The 18,094-nt window shown below is 69.9% G+C and carries 18 protein-coding genes and 1 pseudogene; 10 read left to right on the top strand and 9 right to left on the bottom strand.

The window, feature by feature from the left end; translation table 11 throughout:
- Positions 1 to 14 precede the first annotated feature (14 nt).
- The 6 genes from ACRSBM_RS10855 to ACRSBM_RS10830 all read left to right on the top strand — a co-directional run bounded on the left by ACRSBM_RS10855 (position 15) and on the right by ACRSBM_RS10830 (position 5,526).
- Positions 15 to 593 carry a uridine kinase family protein gene (locus tag ACRSBM_RS10855; RefSeq protein WP_434442587.1) on the top strand — a complete coding sequence of 193 codons (579 nt, stop codon included), beginning with the start codon at positions 15 to 17 and terminating at the stop codon, positions 591 to 593.
- 70 nt (positions 594 to 663) lie between these two features.
- Entirely contained in the window at positions 664 to 1,662 is a 999-nt protein-coding gene (locus ACRSBM_RS10850; protein ID WP_434442585.1) for a hypothetical protein, read from the top strand.
- The gene (locus tag ACRSBM_RS10845) at positions 1,649 to 2,248 is read left to right on the top strand and encodes a DUF4129 domain-containing protein (RefSeq protein ID WP_434442584.1); all 600 of its coding nucleotides are present in this window, start codon (positions 1,649 to 1,651) and stop codon (positions 2,246 to 2,248) included. Before ACRSBM_RS10850 ends, ACRSBM_RS10845 begins: the two co-directional genes overlap by 14 nt.
- On the top strand, positions 2,245 to 3,276 hold the full coding sequence (locus tag ACRSBM_RS10840; protein WP_434442583.1) for a DUF4350 domain-containing protein: 1,032 nt from the start codon (positions 2,245 to 2,247) through the stop codon (positions 3,274 to 3,276). The genes ACRSBM_RS10845 and ACRSBM_RS10840 overlap by 4 nt, the downstream gene beginning before the upstream one ends.
- A complete protein-coding gene (locus ACRSBM_RS10835) occupies positions 3,273 to 4,235 on the top strand; it encodes an AAA family ATPase (RefSeq protein ID WP_434442581.1) in 963 nt (320 codons plus the stop codon). Before ACRSBM_RS10840 ends, ACRSBM_RS10835 begins: the two co-directional genes overlap by 4 nt.
- Before the next feature lies 1 nt (position 4,236).
- Positions 4,237 to 5,526, top strand: coding sequence for a DUF58 domain-containing protein (locus ACRSBM_RS10830; protein WP_434442579.1), 1,290 nt, complete (start codon positions 4,237 to 4,239; stop codon positions 5,524 to 5,526).
- 61 nt (positions 5,527 to 5,587) lie between these two features.
- Here the strand turns inward: ACRSBM_RS10830 and ACRSBM_RS10825 are convergent, their stop codons facing one another.
- Positions 5,588 to 7,207 carry an IS1634 family transposase gene (locus ACRSBM_RS10825; RefSeq protein ID WP_434442577.1) on the bottom strand — a complete coding sequence of 540 codons (1,620 nt, stop codon included), beginning with the start codon at positions 7,205 to 7,207 and terminating at the stop codon, positions 5,588 to 5,590.
- 86 nt (positions 7,208 to 7,293) lie between these two features.
- Positions 7,294 to 8,301 carry a stage II sporulation protein M gene (locus ACRSBM_RS10820; protein ID WP_434442576.1) on the bottom strand — a complete coding sequence of 336 codons (1,008 nt, stop codon included), beginning with the start codon at positions 8,299 to 8,301 and terminating at the stop codon, positions 7,294 to 7,296.
- A 19-nt stretch (positions 8,302 to 8,320) separates the two neighbouring features.
- Between ACRSBM_RS10820 and ACRSBM_RS10815 the strand changes: the two genes are divergently transcribed.
- Entirely contained in the window at positions 8,321 to 9,052 is a 732-nt protein-coding gene (locus tag ACRSBM_RS10815) for an RDD family protein (RefSeq protein WP_434442575.1), read from the top strand.
- Here the strand turns inward: ACRSBM_RS10815 and ACRSBM_RS10810 are convergent.
- Positions 9,049 to 9,954 carry a phosphotransferase gene (locus ACRSBM_RS10810; RefSeq protein ID WP_434442573.1) on the bottom strand — a complete coding sequence of 302 codons (906 nt, stop codon included), beginning with the start codon at positions 9,952 to 9,954 and terminating at the stop codon, positions 9,049 to 9,051. The two genes, ACRSBM_RS10815 and ACRSBM_RS10810, sit on opposite strands and share 4 nt — an antisense overlap.
- Positions 9,951 to 10,367, bottom strand: coding sequence for a nuclear transport factor 2 family protein (locus tag ACRSBM_RS10805; protein WP_434442571.1), 417 nt, complete (start codon positions 10,365 to 10,367; stop codon positions 9,951 to 9,953). Before ACRSBM_RS10805 ends, ACRSBM_RS10810 begins: the two co-directional genes overlap by 4 nt.
- Before the next feature lie 74 nt (positions 10,368 to 10,441).
- Between ACRSBM_RS10805 and ACRSBM_RS10800 the strand changes: the two genes are divergently transcribed.
- Complete coding sequence (locus ACRSBM_RS10800) at positions 10,442 to 10,954, top strand: TetR/AcrR family transcriptional regulator (protein WP_434442569.1); 513 nt, start codon at positions 10,442 to 10,444, stop codon at positions 10,952 to 10,954.
- On the opposite strand, the gene ACRSBM_RS10795 is transcribed toward ACRSBM_RS10800, so the two are convergent.
- The 4 genes and pseudogenes from ACRSBM_RS10795 to ACRSBM_RS10780 all read right to left on the bottom strand — a co-directional run bounded on the left by ACRSBM_RS10795 (position 10,933) and on the right by ACRSBM_RS10780 (position 13,327).
- Positions 10,933 to 11,721 carry an energy-coupling factor ABC transporter ATP-binding protein gene (locus ACRSBM_RS10795; RefSeq protein WP_434453049.1) on the bottom strand — a complete coding sequence of 263 codons (789 nt, stop codon included), beginning with the start codon at positions 11,719 to 11,721 and terminating at the stop codon, positions 10,933 to 10,935. The genes ACRSBM_RS10800 and ACRSBM_RS10795 overlap by 22 nt on opposite strands.
- A 36-nt stretch (positions 11,722 to 11,757) precedes the next feature.
- Positions 11,758 to 12,255: pseudogene (locus ACRSBM_RS10790) on the bottom strand (energy-coupling factor transporter transmembrane component T family protein); the annotation flags it as partial.
- Positions 12,256 to 12,347: 92 nt separating this feature from the next.
- Positions 12,348 to 12,629 carry a PDGLE domain-containing protein gene (locus ACRSBM_RS10785; protein ID WP_434442567.1) on the bottom strand — a complete coding sequence of 94 codons (282 nt, stop codon included), beginning with the start codon at positions 12,627 to 12,629 and terminating at the stop codon, positions 12,348 to 12,350.
- A complete protein-coding gene (locus ACRSBM_RS10780; protein ID WP_434442565.1) occupies positions 12,626 to 13,327 on the bottom strand; it encodes an energy-coupling factor ABC transporter permease in 702 nt (233 codons plus the stop codon). The genes ACRSBM_RS10785 and ACRSBM_RS10780 overlap by 4 nt, the downstream gene beginning before the upstream one ends.
- 169 nt (positions 13,328 to 13,496) lie before the next feature.
- On the opposite strand from ACRSBM_RS10780, the gene ACRSBM_RS10775 reads away from it, so the two are divergent.
- Entirely contained in the window at positions 13,497 to 15,743 is a 2,247-nt protein-coding gene (locus tag ACRSBM_RS10775) for a glycosyl hydrolase family 95 catalytic domain-containing protein (protein ID WP_434442563.1), read from the top strand.
- A gap of 42 nt (positions 15,744 to 15,785) precedes the next feature.
- Positions 15,786 to 17,135, top strand: coding sequence for a pyridoxal phosphate-dependent decarboxylase family protein (locus tag ACRSBM_RS10770; protein WP_434442561.1), 1,350 nt, complete (start codon positions 15,786 to 15,788; stop codon positions 17,133 to 17,135).
- 84 nt (positions 17,136 to 17,219) lie between these two features.
- On the opposite strand, the gene ACRSBM_RS10765 is transcribed toward ACRSBM_RS10770, so the two are convergent.
- A complete protein-coding gene (locus tag ACRSBM_RS10765) occupies positions 17,220 to 17,795 on the bottom strand; it encodes a MarR family winged helix-turn-helix transcriptional regulator (protein ID WP_065920564.1) in 576 nt (191 codons plus the stop codon).
- Between the last annotated feature and the right edge of the window lie 299 nt (positions 17,796 to 18,094).

The following is an 18,094-nucleotide window of genomic DNA, read 5'->3' as shown; positions in this document are numbered from 1 at the left end:
GAAAATCGCGTTCCGTGCCCATCCCTCGTGCCGTGCTGCTCGCCGGACCCTCCGGCTCAGGCAAGTCGACACTCGCCGCCCACCTCGGCTGGCCGGTGCTGCGCCTCGACGACTTCTACCGCGACGGCGACGACCCGCTGCTGCCCCGCGACGAGCACGGCAGGGCGGACTGGGACGCCATCGGCTCGTGGAACGCGGACAAGGCGCTCCGGGCGATCATCGAGCTGTCGGACACGGGCACGGTCGAGGCGCCGGTCTACTCCATCAGCGAGGACCGCGCGGTCGGCACCCAGACGATCATGCTCGGTGACGCGCCCGCGTTCATCGCGGAGGGCCTGTTCGCGGACCTGCTGGTCCAGGGCGCGAGGGAGGCCGGAGTGCTCCGGGACGCGATCGTGCTCGCGCCGAGCCCTCCGGTCACGTTCGTCCGCCGGTTCGCCCGCGACGTCGCCGAGGCCCGCAAGCCGGTGCCGACGCTGGTCAGGCGCGGGCTGCGGCTGATGCGCGAACAACCACTGGTGGTCAGGCGGTGTGTCAGCGCGGGCATGCGACGCACGACACCGTCCAGGGCGAGGACCGAGCTCGTTTCGTGATCAGGTCGACCGGTGGCGGCCGTCCTGATCTGGCAGGATGCCGCTCACACTACGACCGGGGGTAGCCGAGATGTCCGACACGCCCGGCTGGTCCTCACCCGACCAGCCACCGAACCAGCCGCAGCAGCCACCGCCGTACGGACAGCAGCCGCAGTACGGCTACAACGCCCCGCCGCCGCCAGGAGCACAGCCGTCGATCAAGCCCGGCGTGATCCCGCTGCGCCCGCTGGCCATGGGCGAGATCGTGGACGGCGCCATCACGACGATGCGCCGGTACCCGAAGCTGCTCCTCGGCGCGGCCGCGGTGGTCGCGGCGGTCACGCAGATCCTCGGCCTGCTGGTGCAGCTGCCGTTCCTGGAGGACCTCACCAGGGTCGCGAGCATCGACCCGAACACGATGACCGAGGACCAGTTCCTCGACCAGTTCACCTCGACCCTCGCCGGCTTCCTCGGCGGGACGATGCTCAGCGTCCTGCTGGTGCTGCTCGGCACGGTGTTCCTGTCGGGCTTCGTCACCGTCATCGTGGGTCACGCGGTGCTGGGCAAGCCCGTCACGTTCGCGCAGGCGTGGGAGGAGTTCAAGCCGCGCCTGCTGCCGTTGCTGGGCGCGACGCTGCTCTCCACTCTCGTGATCGTCGTCGGCCTGGTCCTGTGCATCGTTCCCGGCGTCTGGCTGTGGGTGTTGTTCGCCCTGGTCACGCCCGCGCTGGTGCTGGAGCGCTGCGGCGTCGGCACCGCGTTCGGCCGCTCGATGAAGCTCGTGAAGGGCGCGTGGTGGCGGACGTTCGGCATCCTGCTGCTCACCGTCCTGATCAGCGCGGTGATCGGCTGGATCGTCAGCCTGCCGTTCGAGCTGCTGGGCCTCGCGACCACCGGCTTCAGCGACGACCCGGCCGCCATGCTGAGCGCGGGCGCGCTGGTCCTGTCGACGCTGGGTGCCATCATCGCCTCGACGATCACGCTGCCGTTCAGCGCCGCGGTGACCGTGCTGGTCTACGTCGACCGCCGGATGCGCTCCGAGGGCATGGACATCGAACTCCAGCGGGCCGCGGGGCATGGCGGTAGCTGACGTACCGGTAGATCTCGGCCGCGACGAGGCGAGGGAGGCGGCCGTCCGGGAGCTCAGCGACCCGGCGTACGTCTCCGACGACCCGAACCCCCTGCAACGCGCCCTCGACTGGATCCTGGACCGCCTCGGCGAGATGTTCGCCGGGGCGGGCGGCATGAGCGGCATCACCGCGGTCACGGTCATCGTGGCCCTGGCGGTGATCATCGCGATCGTCATCCGGCTCCGCACGGGACGCACCAGCCGTGCGCTGCGGTCCGGCGGCAAGGTGTTCGGGCCGACCGTCCTGACCGCCGCGCAGCACCGGGCGGCCGCCGAGAAGGCCGCCGCGGCCGGTGACCTGGCCGAGGCCGTGCGCGAACGCTTCCGCGCGGTGGTGCGGGAGCTGGAGCAGCGCGGCGTGCTCGACGAGCGGGCCGGCCGCACCGTGGACGAGGTGGCCTTCGAGGCGGGCAAGGCGCTTCCGGTGCTCGCCGGCGACCTGCGCGGGGCGGCGGTGCAGTTCGACGACGTCTGGTACGGCGGCAGGACCGCGACGGCGGACGGGTACCGGCTGCTGGTCTCCGTCGACGACAGGGTCCGCGGATGACGGCGGTCTCCCCCGACGCCGGGCGGATCTGGACGGCCGCGCGCGGCCCGCTGCTGATCGGCGTGATCATCCTGTTCACGGCCGTCGTGCTGACGTTGCTGCGCGGCAGCGGCGAGGGGGGATCGCTCGACCCCCGGTCGTTCCAGCCGGAAGGCAGCCACGCCGTCGCCCGGCTACTGGAGCAGAACGGTGTGCGCGTCGAGCTCACCGACGACGCGTCCGCTGTGGACGGTGCGACGTTGTTCGTGACGCAACCGAACCTGATCGACCCGGAACGGCTCGCGAACCTGAGCCGCCGGGCCTCCGCGACCGTGCTCCTCGCGCCCGCTCCCGGGATGAGCCGGTTGGAGCCCGAGACCAGGCAGCCCGGCTGCCCGCTGGCGGACAGGGCCGGCGCGGCGACGATGGGCGGGTTCACCTACGAGGGCGAACAGAGTTGCTACGACTCGACGTTGGTGCGCACCGGCACGGTGACGACGATCGGGTTCGGCGGCATCTTCACCAACCGCGACCTCGACCAGGAGGGCAACGCGGCGCTCGCGTTGTCGTTGCTGGGACAGCACGAGCGGCTGGTCTGGTACGTGCCGTCCGCGGCCGACAGGTCGCAGCAGAAGACGCTCACGGACCTGATCCCGGACGGCTGGAAGTTCGGCGCGCTGCAGCTCGGCATCGCGGCCGTGCTGATCGCGCTGTGGCGGGCGCGCAGGCTCGGCCGGGTGGTGCCCGAACCGCTGCCGGTCCTGGTGCGCGCGGCCGAGACCGTGGAGGGCAGGGCCCGGCTGTACCGCCGGTCGCACGCCGCCTCGCACGCTGCTTCTGTGCTGCGCCAGGCGACTCGTGACAGGTTGGCGCCACTGCTGGGCGTGCCGCCGGGAGACGATCCGTCCGAGGAGATCGCCCGCAGGACTTCGCGACCCGCCGTTTCGGTGCGGGCGCTGCTCTACGACGACGGGCCGGTGGACGACCGGGGGCTGGTCGCGCTGGCTGCTGAACTGGACGCTGTGGAGAACGAGGTGCGCAAGGGATGACGGCAGTGGTCACCACCGAGGAAGCCCGCACGGCGCTCGTGGCGTTGCGCGCGGAGATCGGCAAGGCCGTCGTGGGCAACGACGCCGCCGTGACGTCGTTGATCCTCGCGTTGCTGTGCAAGGGACACGTGCTGTTGGAGGGCGTGCCGGGCGTTGCGAAGACGTTGCTCGTGCGTGCTCTCGCGCGCGCGTTGGACCTGTCGACGACGCGTGTGCAGTTCACGCCGGACCTGATGCCCGGCGACCTGACGGGTTCGTTGGTCTACGACTCGCACAACGCGGCGTTCTCGTTCCGCGACGGCCCGGTCTTCACGAACCTCCTGCTGGCCGACGAGATCAACCGGACGCCGCCGAAGACGCAGTCCGCGCTGCTGGAGGCGATGGAGGAACGGCAGGTCTCCGCGGACGGCAAGACGCGGCCGCTGCCGTCGCCGTTCATCGTGGTGGCGACGCAGAACCCGGTGGAGTACGAGGGCACCTACCCGTTGCCCGAGGCGCAGCTGGACCGCTTCCTGCTCAAGGTCACCATGCCGGTCCCGGCGCGGGAGCACGAGATCGACGTGCTGACCCGGCACGCGTCCGGCTTCGACCCGCGCGACCTTTCCGCGTTGTCGGCCGTCGCGAGCGCTGCCCACCTGGAGGCGGGATCCGCGGCCGTGCGCGCGTTGACCGTGGCACCTGAGGTGATCGCGTACGTCGTCGATGTCTGCCGTGCGACCCGTCAGTCCCCGGCTGTTCGTCTGGGCGTTTCTCCGCGTGGTGCGACGGCTCTGTTGGCTGCCGCGCGCGCGTGGGCGTGGTTGTCCGGCCGTGACTACGTGACGCCGGACGACGTGAAGTCGCTGGCCCGGCCCGCTCTGCGGCACCGGCTGGAACTGCGCCCGGAGGCCGAACTGGAGGGCGTGACGGCGGACGGCGTGCTGGACGGCGTGCTCGGCGCGGTCCAGGTGCCGCGCTGACGTGGCGCTCACGGGCCGCGCGGGCCTGCTCGCGCTCTTCGGGGTTCTCGTCGTCGGACTTTTCTTGCCGTCGTGGCAAGGGATTCTCGTCGTGTTCGCTGTGCTGCTGGCGTGTGTGGCCGTGGACTTGTTGTTGGCCGCCGGCGTCCGGCCGTTGACGTTCTCGCGCGCTGGAGCGACTTCGGTGCGCACGGGCGAACCGTGTGTGGTGCAGCTGACCGTGCACAACCCCGGACGTCGGCTGCGTGGCGTTCTTCGTGACGCATGGGCGCCTTCTGCCGGTGTGGTGGCCGACCGGGTGGCTGTGGATGTGCCTGGCGGTGGGTCGCGTGTGTTGTCGTTCGAGCTACGGCCTGTGCGTCGCGGCGATCGCGTTGCCGACCGTGTGACCGTGCGCTCGCTCGGGCCGTTGGGTGTCGCGGCACGGCAGGGCTCGCATGTCGTGCCGTGGACTGTGCGCGCGTTGCCGCCGTTCCACAGCCGCCGCCACCTGCCGCCGCTGCTGGAACGCCTGCGCGAACTGGACGGCCGTCGCGCGTCGTTGATCCGTGGTGCCGGCACGGAGTTCGACTCGCTACGCGCGTATGTCATCGGCGACGACGTGCGCTCCATCGACTGGCGTGCCTCGGCCCGGTCGTCCGACGTCGTGGTGCGCACCTGGCGCCCGGAACGCGACCGCCAGGTGACGATCGTGCTCGACACCGCCCGCACCTCGGCGGGCCGCGTGGAGGGCGCGCTGGGTGGCCTGCCCCGCCTCGACACGTCGATGGACGCCGCGTTGTTGTTGTCCGCCTTGGCATCGCAGGCCCGCGACCAGGTCGACTTCCTCGCGTTCAGCCACAAGGTGCGTGCCTCGGTGCCGCGCGCCACGCTGCCGGTCCTCGTGCGGGCCATGGCACCGCTGGAGGCCGAGCTGGTGGAGTTCGACGCCCGTGGCGCCGTCGCCGAGGTGCTCCGCCGTGCCGGTCGCCGCTCGCTGGTCGTGCTGCTGACGGCGTTGGAGCCGTCCATCGAGCACGGCCTGCTGCCGCTACTGCCGGCGTTGGCCACGCGGCACCACTTGCTGATCGCGTCGGTGTCCGACCCGGCCGTGCACGCGATGGCGGCCGGACGTGGTGACCTGGAGGCCGTGTACTCGGCCGCTGCCGCGGAACGCACTCTGGCCGAACGACGCCGTATCACCGCTTTGCTCGCACGGCACGGTGTCGACGTCGTGGACGCACTGCCCGACGACCTGCCACGCGCTCTCGCGAACCGCTATCTGTCGTTGAAGGCCGCGGGCAAGCTCTAGACCCGCGTTCCGCACATGGGGGTTGATCAACTTTGGTGATCATTTCCGAGGTGGGATTTGATCATCTTGGCCTGGTTGGATCAACCTCTAGCAGGGCCAGGAGTGTGGCCTGTAGTGGTGGTGGTTGCGGGATGCCGGGAGGTTCGTTCGCGGTGGCAGGGATGAGCCGGAGCCGGGCCAGCGCCTCGAAGATCAGCCGGCCGGTGGGTTTGGCGGGGCGTCCGACGTAGAGTCCGTCGAGTGTGGTGTGCGGGGCGATCGCGAGTCGTGTCTGGCGTTCGATCAGGCAGAAGATCAGCAGTGCCAGGCAGATCACGGTGATCAGCGCGGCGATGCGCCGGTTGTTCTTGAGGAACAGCGGCACCACCGCGAGTGGTCCCTTGAACGCGCCGTAGCGGCGTTCGACGGTTTCCTGGCCCTTGTAGCGGCGCAGCACTTCGGCCGTGTCGGCGTCGGCGGGATGAAGGTTGGTCAGCAGCGCGTGCCAGCCGTCGAGGGCGGCCTCGGCGGCCAGGGCCTGGTCGTCGAACTCCCAGGCCAGGGCGGGTTTGCTGGTGGCGGGGTCGGTGCTCACCGTGGCGCGCAGCAAGGCGCTGACCCGGCGGGCCTTGCTGATCGTGGCGATCCGGGCGGTGACTGACGCGGCGTCGGGATAGTGCCGGCTGCCCAGCCCGCGTGCCAGCCGCCCCAGGTCGGCGCGGGCCTGGGCGAGTTTGCGTTCTCGTGCGGTGACGGCGGCCTGGGCGCGGGCGGTGGAGTGCACGAACACCCGGCGCAGCGTGAGCACGGGGTCCTTCTTGCGGGGCCCGGTCAGCGTCATAGTGTCCTCGAGCACCCGCCACCGGCCCTGCTCGGCGGTAGGCTTTCCCAGGTCTCGTTCGGCCACGTGGTCGACCTCGACTGCGGCGTGGATGTCCAGCGTGGCAAGGACAGCGGCCGGGACGTAGGTCTTGGACGCGGGCGCCAGGAACGCGACACCGGCATCAGCCATCGCCACAAGGTTGCTGCAGGACACCAGTTTGGAATCCCCGACCAGCAAGAAGTCCCGCGGCGCGGCCATTTTCGTCAGCGCGGTCATCGCCGCGACGACCTGAGTCACCTCGCCGGCGTTGCCGTCGTAGGCGCGGTGGAACACCGGGACCGCGCCGTCGGAGGTGACCGCCAGCCCGGCCTGGATCTGTTTGAGGTCGTGGCGGCGGTCTTTGGGGTGGCCGTACTTCGGGGCCGGGTAGTCCTCGTCGTTGCCGGCGAAGTCCCCGTGCAGGGAGATCGAGGTCATGTCCCAGTGCAGCCGGGACACCTCCAGCCCGAACGCCGAGATCGCCTGGGCCCCAACGGATCCGATGATCCCGTCCAGCTCGGGCGCGATCGCGTCCAGCGCCCGGCCGATCCGGTCGTCGTTGAGCAGCTCGGCGGCGATGCCGAAAACCTCCTCGACCGCCCACTGGCCGGCCCATTCCGATACCCGGACCAGCGGCGCGGGCGAGGTGAGCCGGTTCGCGATCAGCGCCTCGATCACCTGGCCGTGGCTCAGATGCGCGAGATCACGCACCGGACACGCCCGGTCGATGATCCCGGCCAGGTCCAGGCGGCGGCAGTAGTCGGCCACGACCGGCAACGCGCCCAGCGACTTCTCCAGCCTCGCCGTCACATACCGGGCCCGCTGTCCACGTTGATCCACGACCGGACACCCTGGCAGAACTCCCTGATCAGGCAGCCACTGGGCCGCCTGATCAAGTCACTCACTTCTATGTGCGGAAGACGGGTCTAGACGGCGACGGGCGCGACGTCCTCACGTTCGCTCGCGTCCATGTCGCCGGTCTCGCCCTGGCGCGCGGCCCGCCGTCCGATCACGAACACGTACAGCAGGAAAAGCACCTCGGCCACCACGCCGATGCCGACGCGCGCCCACGTCGGCAGCCCGGACGGCGTCACGAACCCTTCCAGGACACCGGACACGAGCAGCACCACGACCAGTCCTAGCGCCACCGCGACGACCGACCGTCCCTCCGTGGCGAGGGCCTGGGCACGGGTGCGGTTGCCGGGGTCGATCACCTGCCAGCCCAGCCTCATGCCGATGCCCGCCGCGACGAACACGGCCGTGAGCTCCAGCAGCCCGTGCGGCGCCAACAGTCCGAGGAACAACCCTCCGCGGCCCGCGCCGAACATCAGCCCGATGCCGACGCCGACGTTGAGGGCGTTGGTGAAGAGCAGGTAGATCGGCGGGATCGCCAACAGCACGCCGAGCAGCAGGCAGGCCGCGGCGACCCAGGCGTTGTTCGTCCACACCTTCGCCGCGAACGACCCGGCGGGGTCGCTGGAGTAGTAGGACTCGTACCCGCCGCCGACCCTCGTCATCTCCCGGATCTCGTCCGGCGCGGCGATACTCGCCTGCACGTCCGGGTTGGCCGCGATCCACGCCGCGATGATGCCGGTGACCAGGTAGAACGCGAGCCCGGCCGGCACCCACCACCGCCAGCCGAGGTAGATCGCGGCGGGCAGCCGGTGGGTGAAGAAGCGCGCGAACACCTTCCACGCCGGCACGTGTGTGCCCGTGAGCACCGACCGAGCCTGTGCGACCAGCGCCGAGAGCCGTTCGACCGTGGCCGGGTCCGGCATCTGGCTGCGCACGACCGACAGGTGCGTCGTCACCTGCTGGTAGAGCTCGATCAGCTCGTCGGCCTCGGCCCCGCTGAGCTTCCCGGACCGCCTGACCAGGTGCTCGAGCCGCTGCCACGACTCGCGGTGGCGATCGATGAAGACGTCCAGATCCACGATGAGTCACACTATCCGCGTGGGGGACCTCGTCACCGGTGAAGCCGTAGTTCTGGACCTGCGCGTCGCACGACTCGCGAGCAGGGCGGTCGCCTTCGCGATCGACGTGGCTGTGCAGTTCGGCCTGCTCGTCATCGTGATGCTGATGACGCCGATCGACCTCGACAACGCGCTGCGGGACGCGCTCACGCTCACGCTGCTGATAGCCGTGATGATCGGTTTCCCGACCGCGATGGAGACCGCGACGCGAGGGCGTTCGCTGGGCAAGCTCGCCATGGGCCTGCGCGTGGTGCGCGACGACGGCGGCGCGATCCGCTTCCGCCACGCCCTGGTGCGCTCGCTCACCGGCTTCATCGTGGACTTCTGGGTGCTGGGCCTCGGCGGCGCGATCGCGCTGTTCGTCTCCCTCTTCTCGGCGCAGGGCAAGCGGGTCGGCGACTACCTCGCCGGCACGGTGGTGATCCACACCCGCGTGCCGCGCCAGCAGGTGGAGCTCGCCGTGATGCCGCCGCAGCTCGCGCAGTGGGCGTCGGGGCTCGACCTCTCGCAGCTGCCGGAGGACCTGGTGCTGGCGGCGCGGCAGTACCTGAGCCGCTATCACGAGCTGAACGAGCAGGCGCGGTGGGATCTGGGGTCGCGGCTGTCGGACGACGTCGGCGCGGCGATCCGGTCGCCGCGGGTCGAGCAGACGCATCCGCACCCGTACCTGTCGGCGGTGCTGGCGGAGCGGCGCCGGCGCGCGGCCGGCTAGGCCCTCGCGAGGCGGAGGCGTTCGGCTCCCTGCTCGCGGACGGCGTCGAGCGACACCGGAGCGTCACCGTGCAGGACCTCCCACCGCGCGTTGTGCAGGGCGGTCCACATGCTCCCGGCCCACGCGACCTCCAGTTCCTCCGCGGAGAACGCCCGCCCGCGGCGGAACTGGTAGGTCTCCAGGAACGCCGCCGAGCTCTCGATCGGCACCAGACCCGGCGGCGGCACGTTGGCGAACGCGCCGGACGCGGCACCGGCCAGGGCCGCCTCCGGTTGCCACGCCAGGCTGTCCCAGTCGTGCACGGCCAGCACCTCGCCGTCCTGCCAGCGGAGGTTCTGCGCCTCGAAGTCGGCGTGGCCCAGCACGCACGGCAGGTCGGTGGCCAGCAACCGCTTGCGCACGCGGGAGGCCATCTCCGTGACGACGGACGGCACCGCGCGCTGGTCCCGCGCGTCGAGGAAGCCGATCGCCGGCCACAGACCAGGATCGGTGTGGTCCCAGCGGGCCCAGCGCGGTGACGGGTGCGGCGGTGGGACGGAGACGTCGGCCAGCAGAGCCATCAGCCGGGCGAACACGGCCGCGTAGCGGCGAGCGACGTCCGGGGTGGAGCCGAGCAGCATCTCCCCGCCGGGCAACGGTTCCTCGGCGTGCACTGCCAGCCGGCCCGCGACCACGACCGGCGTCAGCGGGCGGGGACACGGGAACCCCCGCGACGCCAACGACGCCTGCGCGGCCACGCAGGACGCGGCGCGGCCGTCGTCCGGGCGGACCTTCACGTAGACCTCGCGACCGTCGGCCAGGCGCACGCCGAAGACCGTGGAGATCGACACCCTCTCGTAGAGGACCTCGGCCACGGGACTCCCCAGCTCCGACGAGCACCAGGCGGACAGGTCGAAGGTCATGCGCCGAGGAGCTCCTGCAGCAGCAGCGGGTTCATGTAGTCGTCGTAGCGGACGATCTCGCCGTCACGCAAGTGGATGATCGCGATGGCGGTGAACGCGTAATGGTCCTGCTTCACCTTCGACCAGCCGCGGTGGGTGATCTCGGCGACGACGACGTCCGGGTCGTCGGTGAGCCTGGTGATCGCCTCGACCTGCTGAATCTCGATCTTCTCGCGGACGCGTGCCCCGCGCATGGTGTCGAAGTAGGCGCGGATCTCGTCGCGGCCCCGGATCTCCGGCTGCTGGAACGGCGCCGGGAAGCGGTAGGCCAGCACGCCGTCCGCGGCGAACAGGTCCGCGAACGAGTCGTGGCCCTGTTCCCCAGCCACCTGCCGGCGGACGTGGTCGACGATCTGTGCCGGTGTGCGCGTCATGATCTGTCCCCTCGTAGAATCGGAACGGTGACCCCGGTTAGGATGATACGGAACGCACGCCCCGGTTGGCGACGATGAGGGCCGATGCCGCGCGGAATCGCGAGAAGGTGCTGGTAGCGGCACGGGAACTGTTCGCGGAACAGGGCTTCGACGTGCCGCTGGACGAGATCGCGGCGAAGGCCGGTGTCGGACCTGGCACGGTCTACCGGCACTTCCCCACGAAGCAGGCGCTGTTCCAGGCCGTCACGGACGCGCGCGTGTCGGCCATGATCGAGTCGGCGGAGCCGTCGGCCGACCCCGGTGCCGACCTGGCGGCGTTCCTCACCAAGATGGCGGACGAGGCCGCGGCGAAGCGGGACATGTCGGACGCGATCGCGGTGCCGTCAGACCTGCGCGACAGGCTGCACGCCACGCTCGGCGGACTCCTCCACCGGGCCCAGGACGCCGGAGCCGTGCGCACCGACATCACGACCAAGGACCTGGTCGCGTTGATGAAGGGGATGCTGCAGAGCATGCACGAGGGCGCGAACCCCGTGGTGCTGCTGGAGATCGTGCTGAGCGGGCTTCAGTCGAGCCGGAAGCCGTAGGGCAGCTCGAGCCGGTGCCGGGCGAGGAGCGCGGTGTCGGCGAGGATCTCGCGGGTCGGGCCGTCGGCGACGACCACGCCGTCGTCGATCAGCACGCTGCGAGGGCAGATCTGCAGCGCGAACGGCAGGTCGTGCGTGACCATCAGCATCGTGCGGCCCAACGAGAGCAGCAGCTCGGCCAGTTCGCGGCGGGCCACGGGTTCGAGGTTCGCGGAGGGCTCGTCCAGCACCAGGACCTCCGGGTCGCAGGCGAGCACCGAGGCCAGCGCGACGCGGCGTCGCTGACCGCCGGACAGGTGCAGCGGCGAGCGGTCCGCGACCGGCTCCATGCCCACCGCGCTCAACGCCCTCGCCACCCGGGAGTCCACATCGGACATCCCGAAGTTGCGCGGGCCGAACGCCACGTCCTCGGCCACCGTGGGGCAGAACAGCTGGTCGTCCGGATCCTGGAAGACGAGTCCGACGCGGCGGCGGATCTCGCGGAGGTTCTTCCTCGTCACCTCGAGCCCGGCGACCGAGACCGACCCCGACCCGCCGGACAGCACGCCGTTGAGGTGCAACGCGAAAGTGGTCTTGCCGGCGCCGTTGGGGCCGAGCACCGCCACTCGTTCGCCGCGGTCGACGCGGAGGTCGATGCCGAACAAGGCCTGGTGCCCGTCCGGGTAGGCGAAGGCGAGCTTGGAGACGTCCAGGGCGGGAGCGGCCGGGGTCTCCGCCACGACCGTCGCCGAGCCTGGCGAACCGCCCGTCCAGCCGCGCGACACCATCGCGAGGTGCACCCTCTCTCCGCGTTCGTAGGACCGGATGAACAGTGTGCCGACCGACCGCGCCACCGCGCCCGCCTGCCACAGGAACCGAGGGTCGTCGCCGCGCGAGATGCGGGCGACACGCATGCGTTTCGCCTCTCCGACAACGACTTCGCCGTAGCGGAGCATCAGGGTGGCGATCATGACCAGCGGCGCCGGCACGCGCAACGTCCGCAGGCCGCGCAGCAACTCACCCGGCGCCGTCGTGGCGGCCAGGGTCAGGCTGATCAGCACACCCAGAGTGCCCTTGGCCAGGATGTTCCAGCCCGCCAGCGACCCTTCCACCGACACCGACAGCCCCAGGAAGCCGGTGCGCGGGTCGGTGCCGAAGATCGGCAGCAGGAACGCGAGCACCACGAACGGCAGCTCGATCACCGCGCGCTTCACGAACCACAGTACGGGAACGCGCGCGACGAACCACATCGCGACGATCAGCAGCAGGTAGCCGCCGAACAGCGGGAACCACGTGCGCGGGGTCGCCACGACGCCCAGCACCGCCGCGAACGCCACGAGGATCTTCACGTGGGGTGCGAGGCGGTGCACCGGCGAGTCGCCGGCGTGGTGCAGGACGTCGTGGCTACCGCCCACTACGCGTCGGACTTCTTGCGCAGCAACCAGAACAGCCCGAACGACAGCCCTAGCACCACGACCACGCCGAGCACACCAGCGAGACCGGTGAACTTGTCGTCGCCGCCGAGCGCGTAGTCGGCGAACGTGCTGCCCGCGAACGGGTGTTCCCGCGCGTGCTCGGCGATGCCGGTGTCCTCGACGGTCTTGTCCAGGCCGTCCGGGTCGCCGGACGCGAAGTACGACAGCACGCCCGCGACCAGCAGCGACACCACGGCGAAACCGATGAAGAACTTCCTCACGACCGGACCTCCAGCGGCTTGCTGCCGAATCCGGCGCGATCGCCCTTCAGCAGGTAGACGAGGTCGGGCCGGATCGACGCGACCGACGTGACGGTGGCGGCGGTGATCAAACCCTCGCCGATGCCGATCAGCGCGTGCAGGCCCCACATCAGCAGCGCGACCTTGCCGATCTCCACGCCGCCCGCGCCGCCGATCGCGTACTCGACGACGAAGCCGGTCGCGGCGACCACCGTGTTGACGAACGCCGAGACGAACGCGACGGCGGCCAGACCACCCTTGCCGCGCTGCGCCAGCCTGCGCAGGGCGAGGGCGACGACGAAACCGGTCGCGGTGCCGATCAACGCCATGTTGGTGACGTTGGCGCCCAACGCGGTCAGCCCGCCGTCGGCGAACAGCAGCGCCTGCACGACCAGCACGATCGTCACGCACAGCGCGCCGACCCACGGACCGACCAGGATGGCCGCCAGCGCGCCGCCGAGCAGGTGCCCGGACGCGCCGGGCAGGATCGGGAAGTTGATCATCTGGACGGCGAAGACGAACGTGGCCACCAGGCCCGCCATCGGCGCCGTCCGGTCGTCGAGATCAGCCCGGGCCTTGACGAGCGCGAAGCCGACACCCAACGCCGCGATGACCAGGAACACGACCGACACCGGCGCGTTCAGCAGACCGTCGCTCATGTGCATGGCAACAGGTGACATGAGCGATCACGCTAATTGGCCGGTGCCGACTGTGACTAGAACTTTGCAACAACGATTGATGGGCAGGAAGGCGGCGGTGGTCACACCCGGAGGACCGCACCCGCTAGTCATCGGATGATTTCTGCGGTTAGATCCGTTCCGCCGCCGCCACGGCACGGAGGGACGAACAGTGACAGAGCTGTCGCGTAGAACCTTTCTGTATGGAACAGGCGCGGCCGTGGGTGCTTCCGCGCTGGGGTCGAGCACTGCGGTCGCTTCGCCGACGATCCCGGAAACATCGGGTCACAGCGGGCACCGGGACGTCGTCCGCGATGCGCGAATGGAGTGGAGGCGGCTGCCGGAGAACTGGGGCGACAGCCCGTTCCTCGCCAACGGCTTCCTGGGCGTCCAGGTCTACCGGGGCCGCACGCCGGACGAGCTGAAACTCATGCTCAGCCACTCGGAGGTGCAGGACCAGCGCGACCACTGGGAGGCCGCGGTCGGCCTTTCCAGGCTGCCCATCGGGTACCTGACGCTGCGGTTCGCGGGCGCGATCACCGCGGTCGACTGGACGCTCGACCTGTGGAACGCCGAGCTCACCGGCTCGGTGACCACCACACAGGGCAGTGCCACGTTCACGATGCTCGTGCACAACGCGCGCAGCACCTTCCTCGCCTCCGTCAAAGGCGACGTGACCTGGGGTTTCCAGCCGCTGGAGTCGTCGACGACCCGGCAGATCCGCAGGCCGGCCGACTACACGGCCAACCCCGCCCCGACACTGGGTACGGCCAACGGTGTCTCCTACGCGGCGCAGCCGCTGCTCGCGGGCGGTGGCTACACAACGGCCTGGCAGACCCGCAACGGCCGTTTCGCGGCGCACGTGGCGTACACACACCCGGCGAACACGCACACGTCCGACGCGATCCGCGAGGTGCGTCAGGCGCTCGCGATCCCGTTCGAGGTGCTCACGCTGCAGCATCGGCGCTGGTGGAACGCGTACTACTCGAAGTCGCTGGTGTCCGTGCCGGACAAGCTCGTGCAGCGCTTCTACTGGTTGCAGCTCTACAAGATGGCGGCCGCGACCAGGGCCGACGCGCCGGTCATCTCCGAGTGGGGGCCGTGGTTCCCCGAACAGGGCAACAGCTGGACCGCCGTGTGGTGGAACCTCAACGTCCAGATCTCGTATCCGCTGGTCAACGGCTCGAACCACCACGAGCTCGACGCGGTGACGACGACGCTGAAGCGGTTCGAGCACAACCTCGAACTGAACGTGAACCCGGCCTATCGCGACGGCAACTCCTACGCGATCTGCCATCCCGGCGACCGCACGCTGCGCTCCGGCCCGCGCTACTGCGGCGTTCCCGGCGTCGCGCCGAACGACCATACGGGCAATCTTCTGTGGGCCTGCCACAACGTCTGGCTGGGCTACCGGCACACGATGGACAAGAAGATCGTCAAGGACGTCCTCTTCCCGATCCTCACCAAGGCGGTCAACTACTACGCCCGGTTCCTCGTCGAGGGCACCGACGGCAAGCTGCACCTGCCCGAGACGCGCTCACCGGAGTACGCGAACAGCGTGGACGCGACGTACGACCTGTCGCTGATCCGCTGGGGCGTCAAGACGCTGCTCTCGATCGAGGAGAACCCGCGCTGGCGCGACGTCCACAACCGCCTCACGCCCTACTCCCAGGACGCGAGCGGCGTCCGGATCGGCCGGGACAAGGCGCTGGAGGACTCGCACCGCCACTTCTCGCACCTGCTGTGGTTCTACCCGCTGCGCGAGCTCACCTGGGACATGCCCGAGCACCGGTCGCTCATCACGCGGACGGTCGACCTCTGGACCTCGCGCCGCGAGGCGTGGGCCGGCTACAGCTACGGCGCCGCCTCGGCGATGTACTCGGCGATGGGCCGCCCGGAGGACGCGCTGTCGTTCCTGCGCCACTTCCTCGACCGCAAGCAGGTCGGCTCGAACGCGGTGCTGACCGAGAACACCTTCTACCGCGAGGGCGGCAACCTCGCGATCGAGTCGCCGCTCATGTCCGGCCAGGCCGTGCTGGAAATGATGATCCAGTCGCACAACGACGTCGTGCGCGTCTTCCCGTCGGTTTCGTCCACTTGGGCTGATGCGTCCATCTCGTCATTGCGCACGCAGGGTGCGTTCCTTGTGGACGCTTCGCGGTCCTCTGGCCGCACAGACTGGGTCAAGGTGCACTCGGAGGCCGGTTCGCGTCTGGTGCTCGACCACGGCATCACGGGCGAGATCGACGTCCGCGACGGCTGGGGCCGCCGACTGGAGTACAAGACACGCGGCGCGGCCATCGAGATTCCCCTTCGCCGAGGCCAGACGGCCGTCGTCGCGCGCCGCGGCACACGCCCTGACCTCTCGCCACGCGATGTGACGCCGATCGGTTCGTCGTCACGCTGGGGTCTGCCGTAGCGTCCGAATTCGAACATACGGATGTGACGGGTGGGGTGTGCGGTGGATCTTCAACACTGGCTCAACGAGGCGTTGGCCAACCACGAGAAGTGGACCGCCGAGTACGGCGTCTTCACCCCCCACTCGTCGCTCCAGACCGACCCGGCGGTCTTCGGCTCGGCGCTGGCCGAGCTCCAGGACCGCCTGCGCGACAACTACCCGTTCTTCCACCCGCGCTACGCGGGCCAGATGCTCAAGCCCCCGCATCCCGCGGCCGTCGTCGGCTACCTGTCCGCGATGCTGATCAACCCGAACAACCACGCCCTGGACGGCGGTCCCGCCACCGCCGCCATGGAACGTGAGGTCGTCTCGCAGCTCGCGACGATGTTCGGCTACGGCGAGGAGCACCTCGGCCACCTGACCTCCAGCGGCACGATCGCGAACCTCGAAGCCCTGTTCGTGGCGCGTTCGCTCCATCCCGGCCGTGGCGTCGCCTACTCCTCCGAGGCGCACTACACGCACTCACGCATGTGCGGCGTGCTCGGCATCGAGGGCTTCCCCGTCGCCGTGGACGGCCTCGGCCGCATCGACCTGGACGCACTCGAAGAGCTTCTGCGCACCGGCAAGGTCGGCACGGTGGTCGTCACCCCCGGAACCACCGCATTGGGTGCCATCGAACCGGTGCACCTCGTGCTGGACATCGCACGCCGCTACGACGCACGGGTGCATGTCGACGGGGCGTACGGCGGCTTCTTCACCTTGCTCGCGGGCACAGAGCTGGCCCCCGAACCGTGGGAAGCCATCGGGTCGTGCGACTCCGTGGTGGTGGACCCGCACAAGCACGGCCTGCAGCCCTACGGCTGCGGCGCCGTCCTGTTCCGCGACCCGGCCGTGGGCCGCTTCTACCTGCACGACTCGCCCTACACGTACTTCACGTCCGACGAGATGCACCTGGGCGAGATCAGCCTGGAGTGCTCCCGCGCCGGCGCCGCCGCGGCCGGTCTCTGGCTGACGCTGCGGTTGCTGCCGTTGACGCGCGACGGCCTGGGTGAGGTGCTGGCGGCCGGTCGGCGGGCAGCCGTGCGGTGGGCGTCGATGATCCGCGAGTCCGACGCGCTCGAGCTCTACCAGGAGCCCGAACTGGACATCGTCACGTACTTCCCGCGCACCAGTCCCCTGACCCTGTCGGCCGTGGACGCCGCGTCCCACCAGGTGATGGAGACCGGCATGAACGCGCCGGTCGACCCGATCTTCCTGAGCGTGGCGCGGCAGTCGAAGTCCGCGTTCGCCGCCCGGCATCGCGGGGTCGAGGCCGACGCGGACGGCGCACGGGTGCTGCGCAGCGTGCTGATGAAGCCGGAGTCCGAGGACTACCTGGACACGCTGCACGCACGGGTCCTCAGCCTGCTCTGAAGCCCTGCTCGCAAGCCCTGGAAAGAGCTTCCGGCAACGCCGAAATGGGCGACTCACCCCAGGTGAGCCGCCCAGACGCGGCGATCAGCCGTGCTTCGCGCGCCGGCCGGATCGGCGCGGCGGCAGCGGCGTGTCCCCGCGCAGGTCGAGCCTGCGCTGCTCGCCGTTGGCCTCCAGGTGCGTCACCATGCGGCGCAGCATCTCGGCCAGCGACTGGGCCTCGGACGACTCCAGCGGGTCGCTGACGAAGACCTCTTCCTCGTTGAACTTGGGGAAGAGGTCGGCCATCAGTTCTTCACCCTCAGGGGTGAGCCGCAGAACCGCCAGACGCCCGTCGGTCGGGTGGCCCATGCGCTCCAGCAGACCCCGTGACTGCAGCGTCTTGGCGACGCCGGTCAGGGTGCCCTTGGAGATCCCGGCCTCCTCGGCCACGTAGCGCGTCTCCATCTCGCCCCAGATCCACACGACCCAGAGCACGACGAAGCCGGTCCAGGTCAGATCGCTGGTGCGCAGCACCGAGTTCTCGAGGTGCTGGCGGATCGCGGTCGCGGCGCGGTGGATGTTCGACACCGCCGCCATCTGTTCGCGATGCAGCGGCACCGCACCGAGCTTGGCCTGGACGGCTTTCTCGGTCTCGGCAATCGTGTGGTGACCAGACAACTCAAAGTCTCCCGTGCTCGAGCTCAGGTGTTCCCGGCACAATACTTGCGGTTCCGAACTATGTCTGTGATGTGGTGCGCTTCAGTCGGCAACCACTTTGATCACGATCCCACATCGTGCATGATCTCGTGACGGTCGTCACCCGTCCAGTTACGGACTGTTGCCCGGTGGTGGACGATGAGTGCGGAGCACCCACTGAGGGTCGATCGTGGTCATTGCTCCGCGGACGGGTCCATAGCGTTTGCCTCTCAACGTTATCCCCTCCGAGCCAGCGACACACTGTGCCGGAAAGGTAGTTC

Source organism: Lentzea xerophila (assembly GCF_051094245.1).
Taxonomy (GTDB): Bacteria; Actinomycetota; Actinomycetes; order Mycobacteriales; family Pseudonocardiaceae; genus Lentzea; species Lentzea xerophila.
This window is presented reverse-complemented; position numbering and strand designations above follow the sequence as displayed.

What these genes read in the sequence shown, in the direction of transcription:
- ACRSBM_RS10850 (WP_434442585.1), top strand. Translation starts at nt 664, where the DNA reads ATGTCCGACACGCCCGGCTGGTCCTCACCCGACCAGCCACCGAACCAG.
- ACRSBM_RS10845 (WP_434442584.1), top strand. Translation starts at nt 1,649, where the DNA reads ATGGCGGTAGCTGACGTACCGGTAGATCTCGGCCGCGACGAGGCGAGG.
- ACRSBM_RS10840 (WP_434442583.1), top strand. Translation starts at nt 2,245, where the DNA reads ATGACGGCGGTCTCCCCCGACGCCGGGCGGATCTGGACGGCCGCGCGC.
- ACRSBM_RS10835 (WP_434442581.1), top strand. Translation starts at nt 3,273, where the DNA reads ATGACGGCAGTGGTCACCACCGAGGAAGCCCGCACGGCGCTCGTGGCG.
- ACRSBM_RS10810 (WP_434442573.1), bottom strand. Translation starts at nt 9,954, where the DNA reads ATGACCTTCGACCTGTCCGCCTGGTGCTCGTCGGAGCTGGGGAGTCCC.
- ACRSBM_RS10805 (WP_434442571.1), bottom strand. Translation starts at nt 10,367, where the DNA reads ATGACGCGCACACCGGCACAGATCGTCGACCACGTCCGCCGGCAGGTG.
- ACRSBM_RS10800 (WP_434442569.1), top strand. Translation starts at nt 10,442, where the DNA reads ATGAGGGCCGATGCCGCGCGGAATCGCGAGAAGGTGCTGGTAGCGGCA.
- ACRSBM_RS10795 (WP_434453049.1), bottom strand. Translation starts at nt 11,721, where the DNA reads ATGGTGTCGCGCGGCTGGACGGGCGGTTCGCCAGGCTCGGCGACGGTC.
- ACRSBM_RS10780 (WP_434442565.1), bottom strand. Translation starts at nt 13,327, where the DNA reads ATGTCACCTGTTGCCATGCACATGAGCGACGGTCTGCTGAACGCGCCG.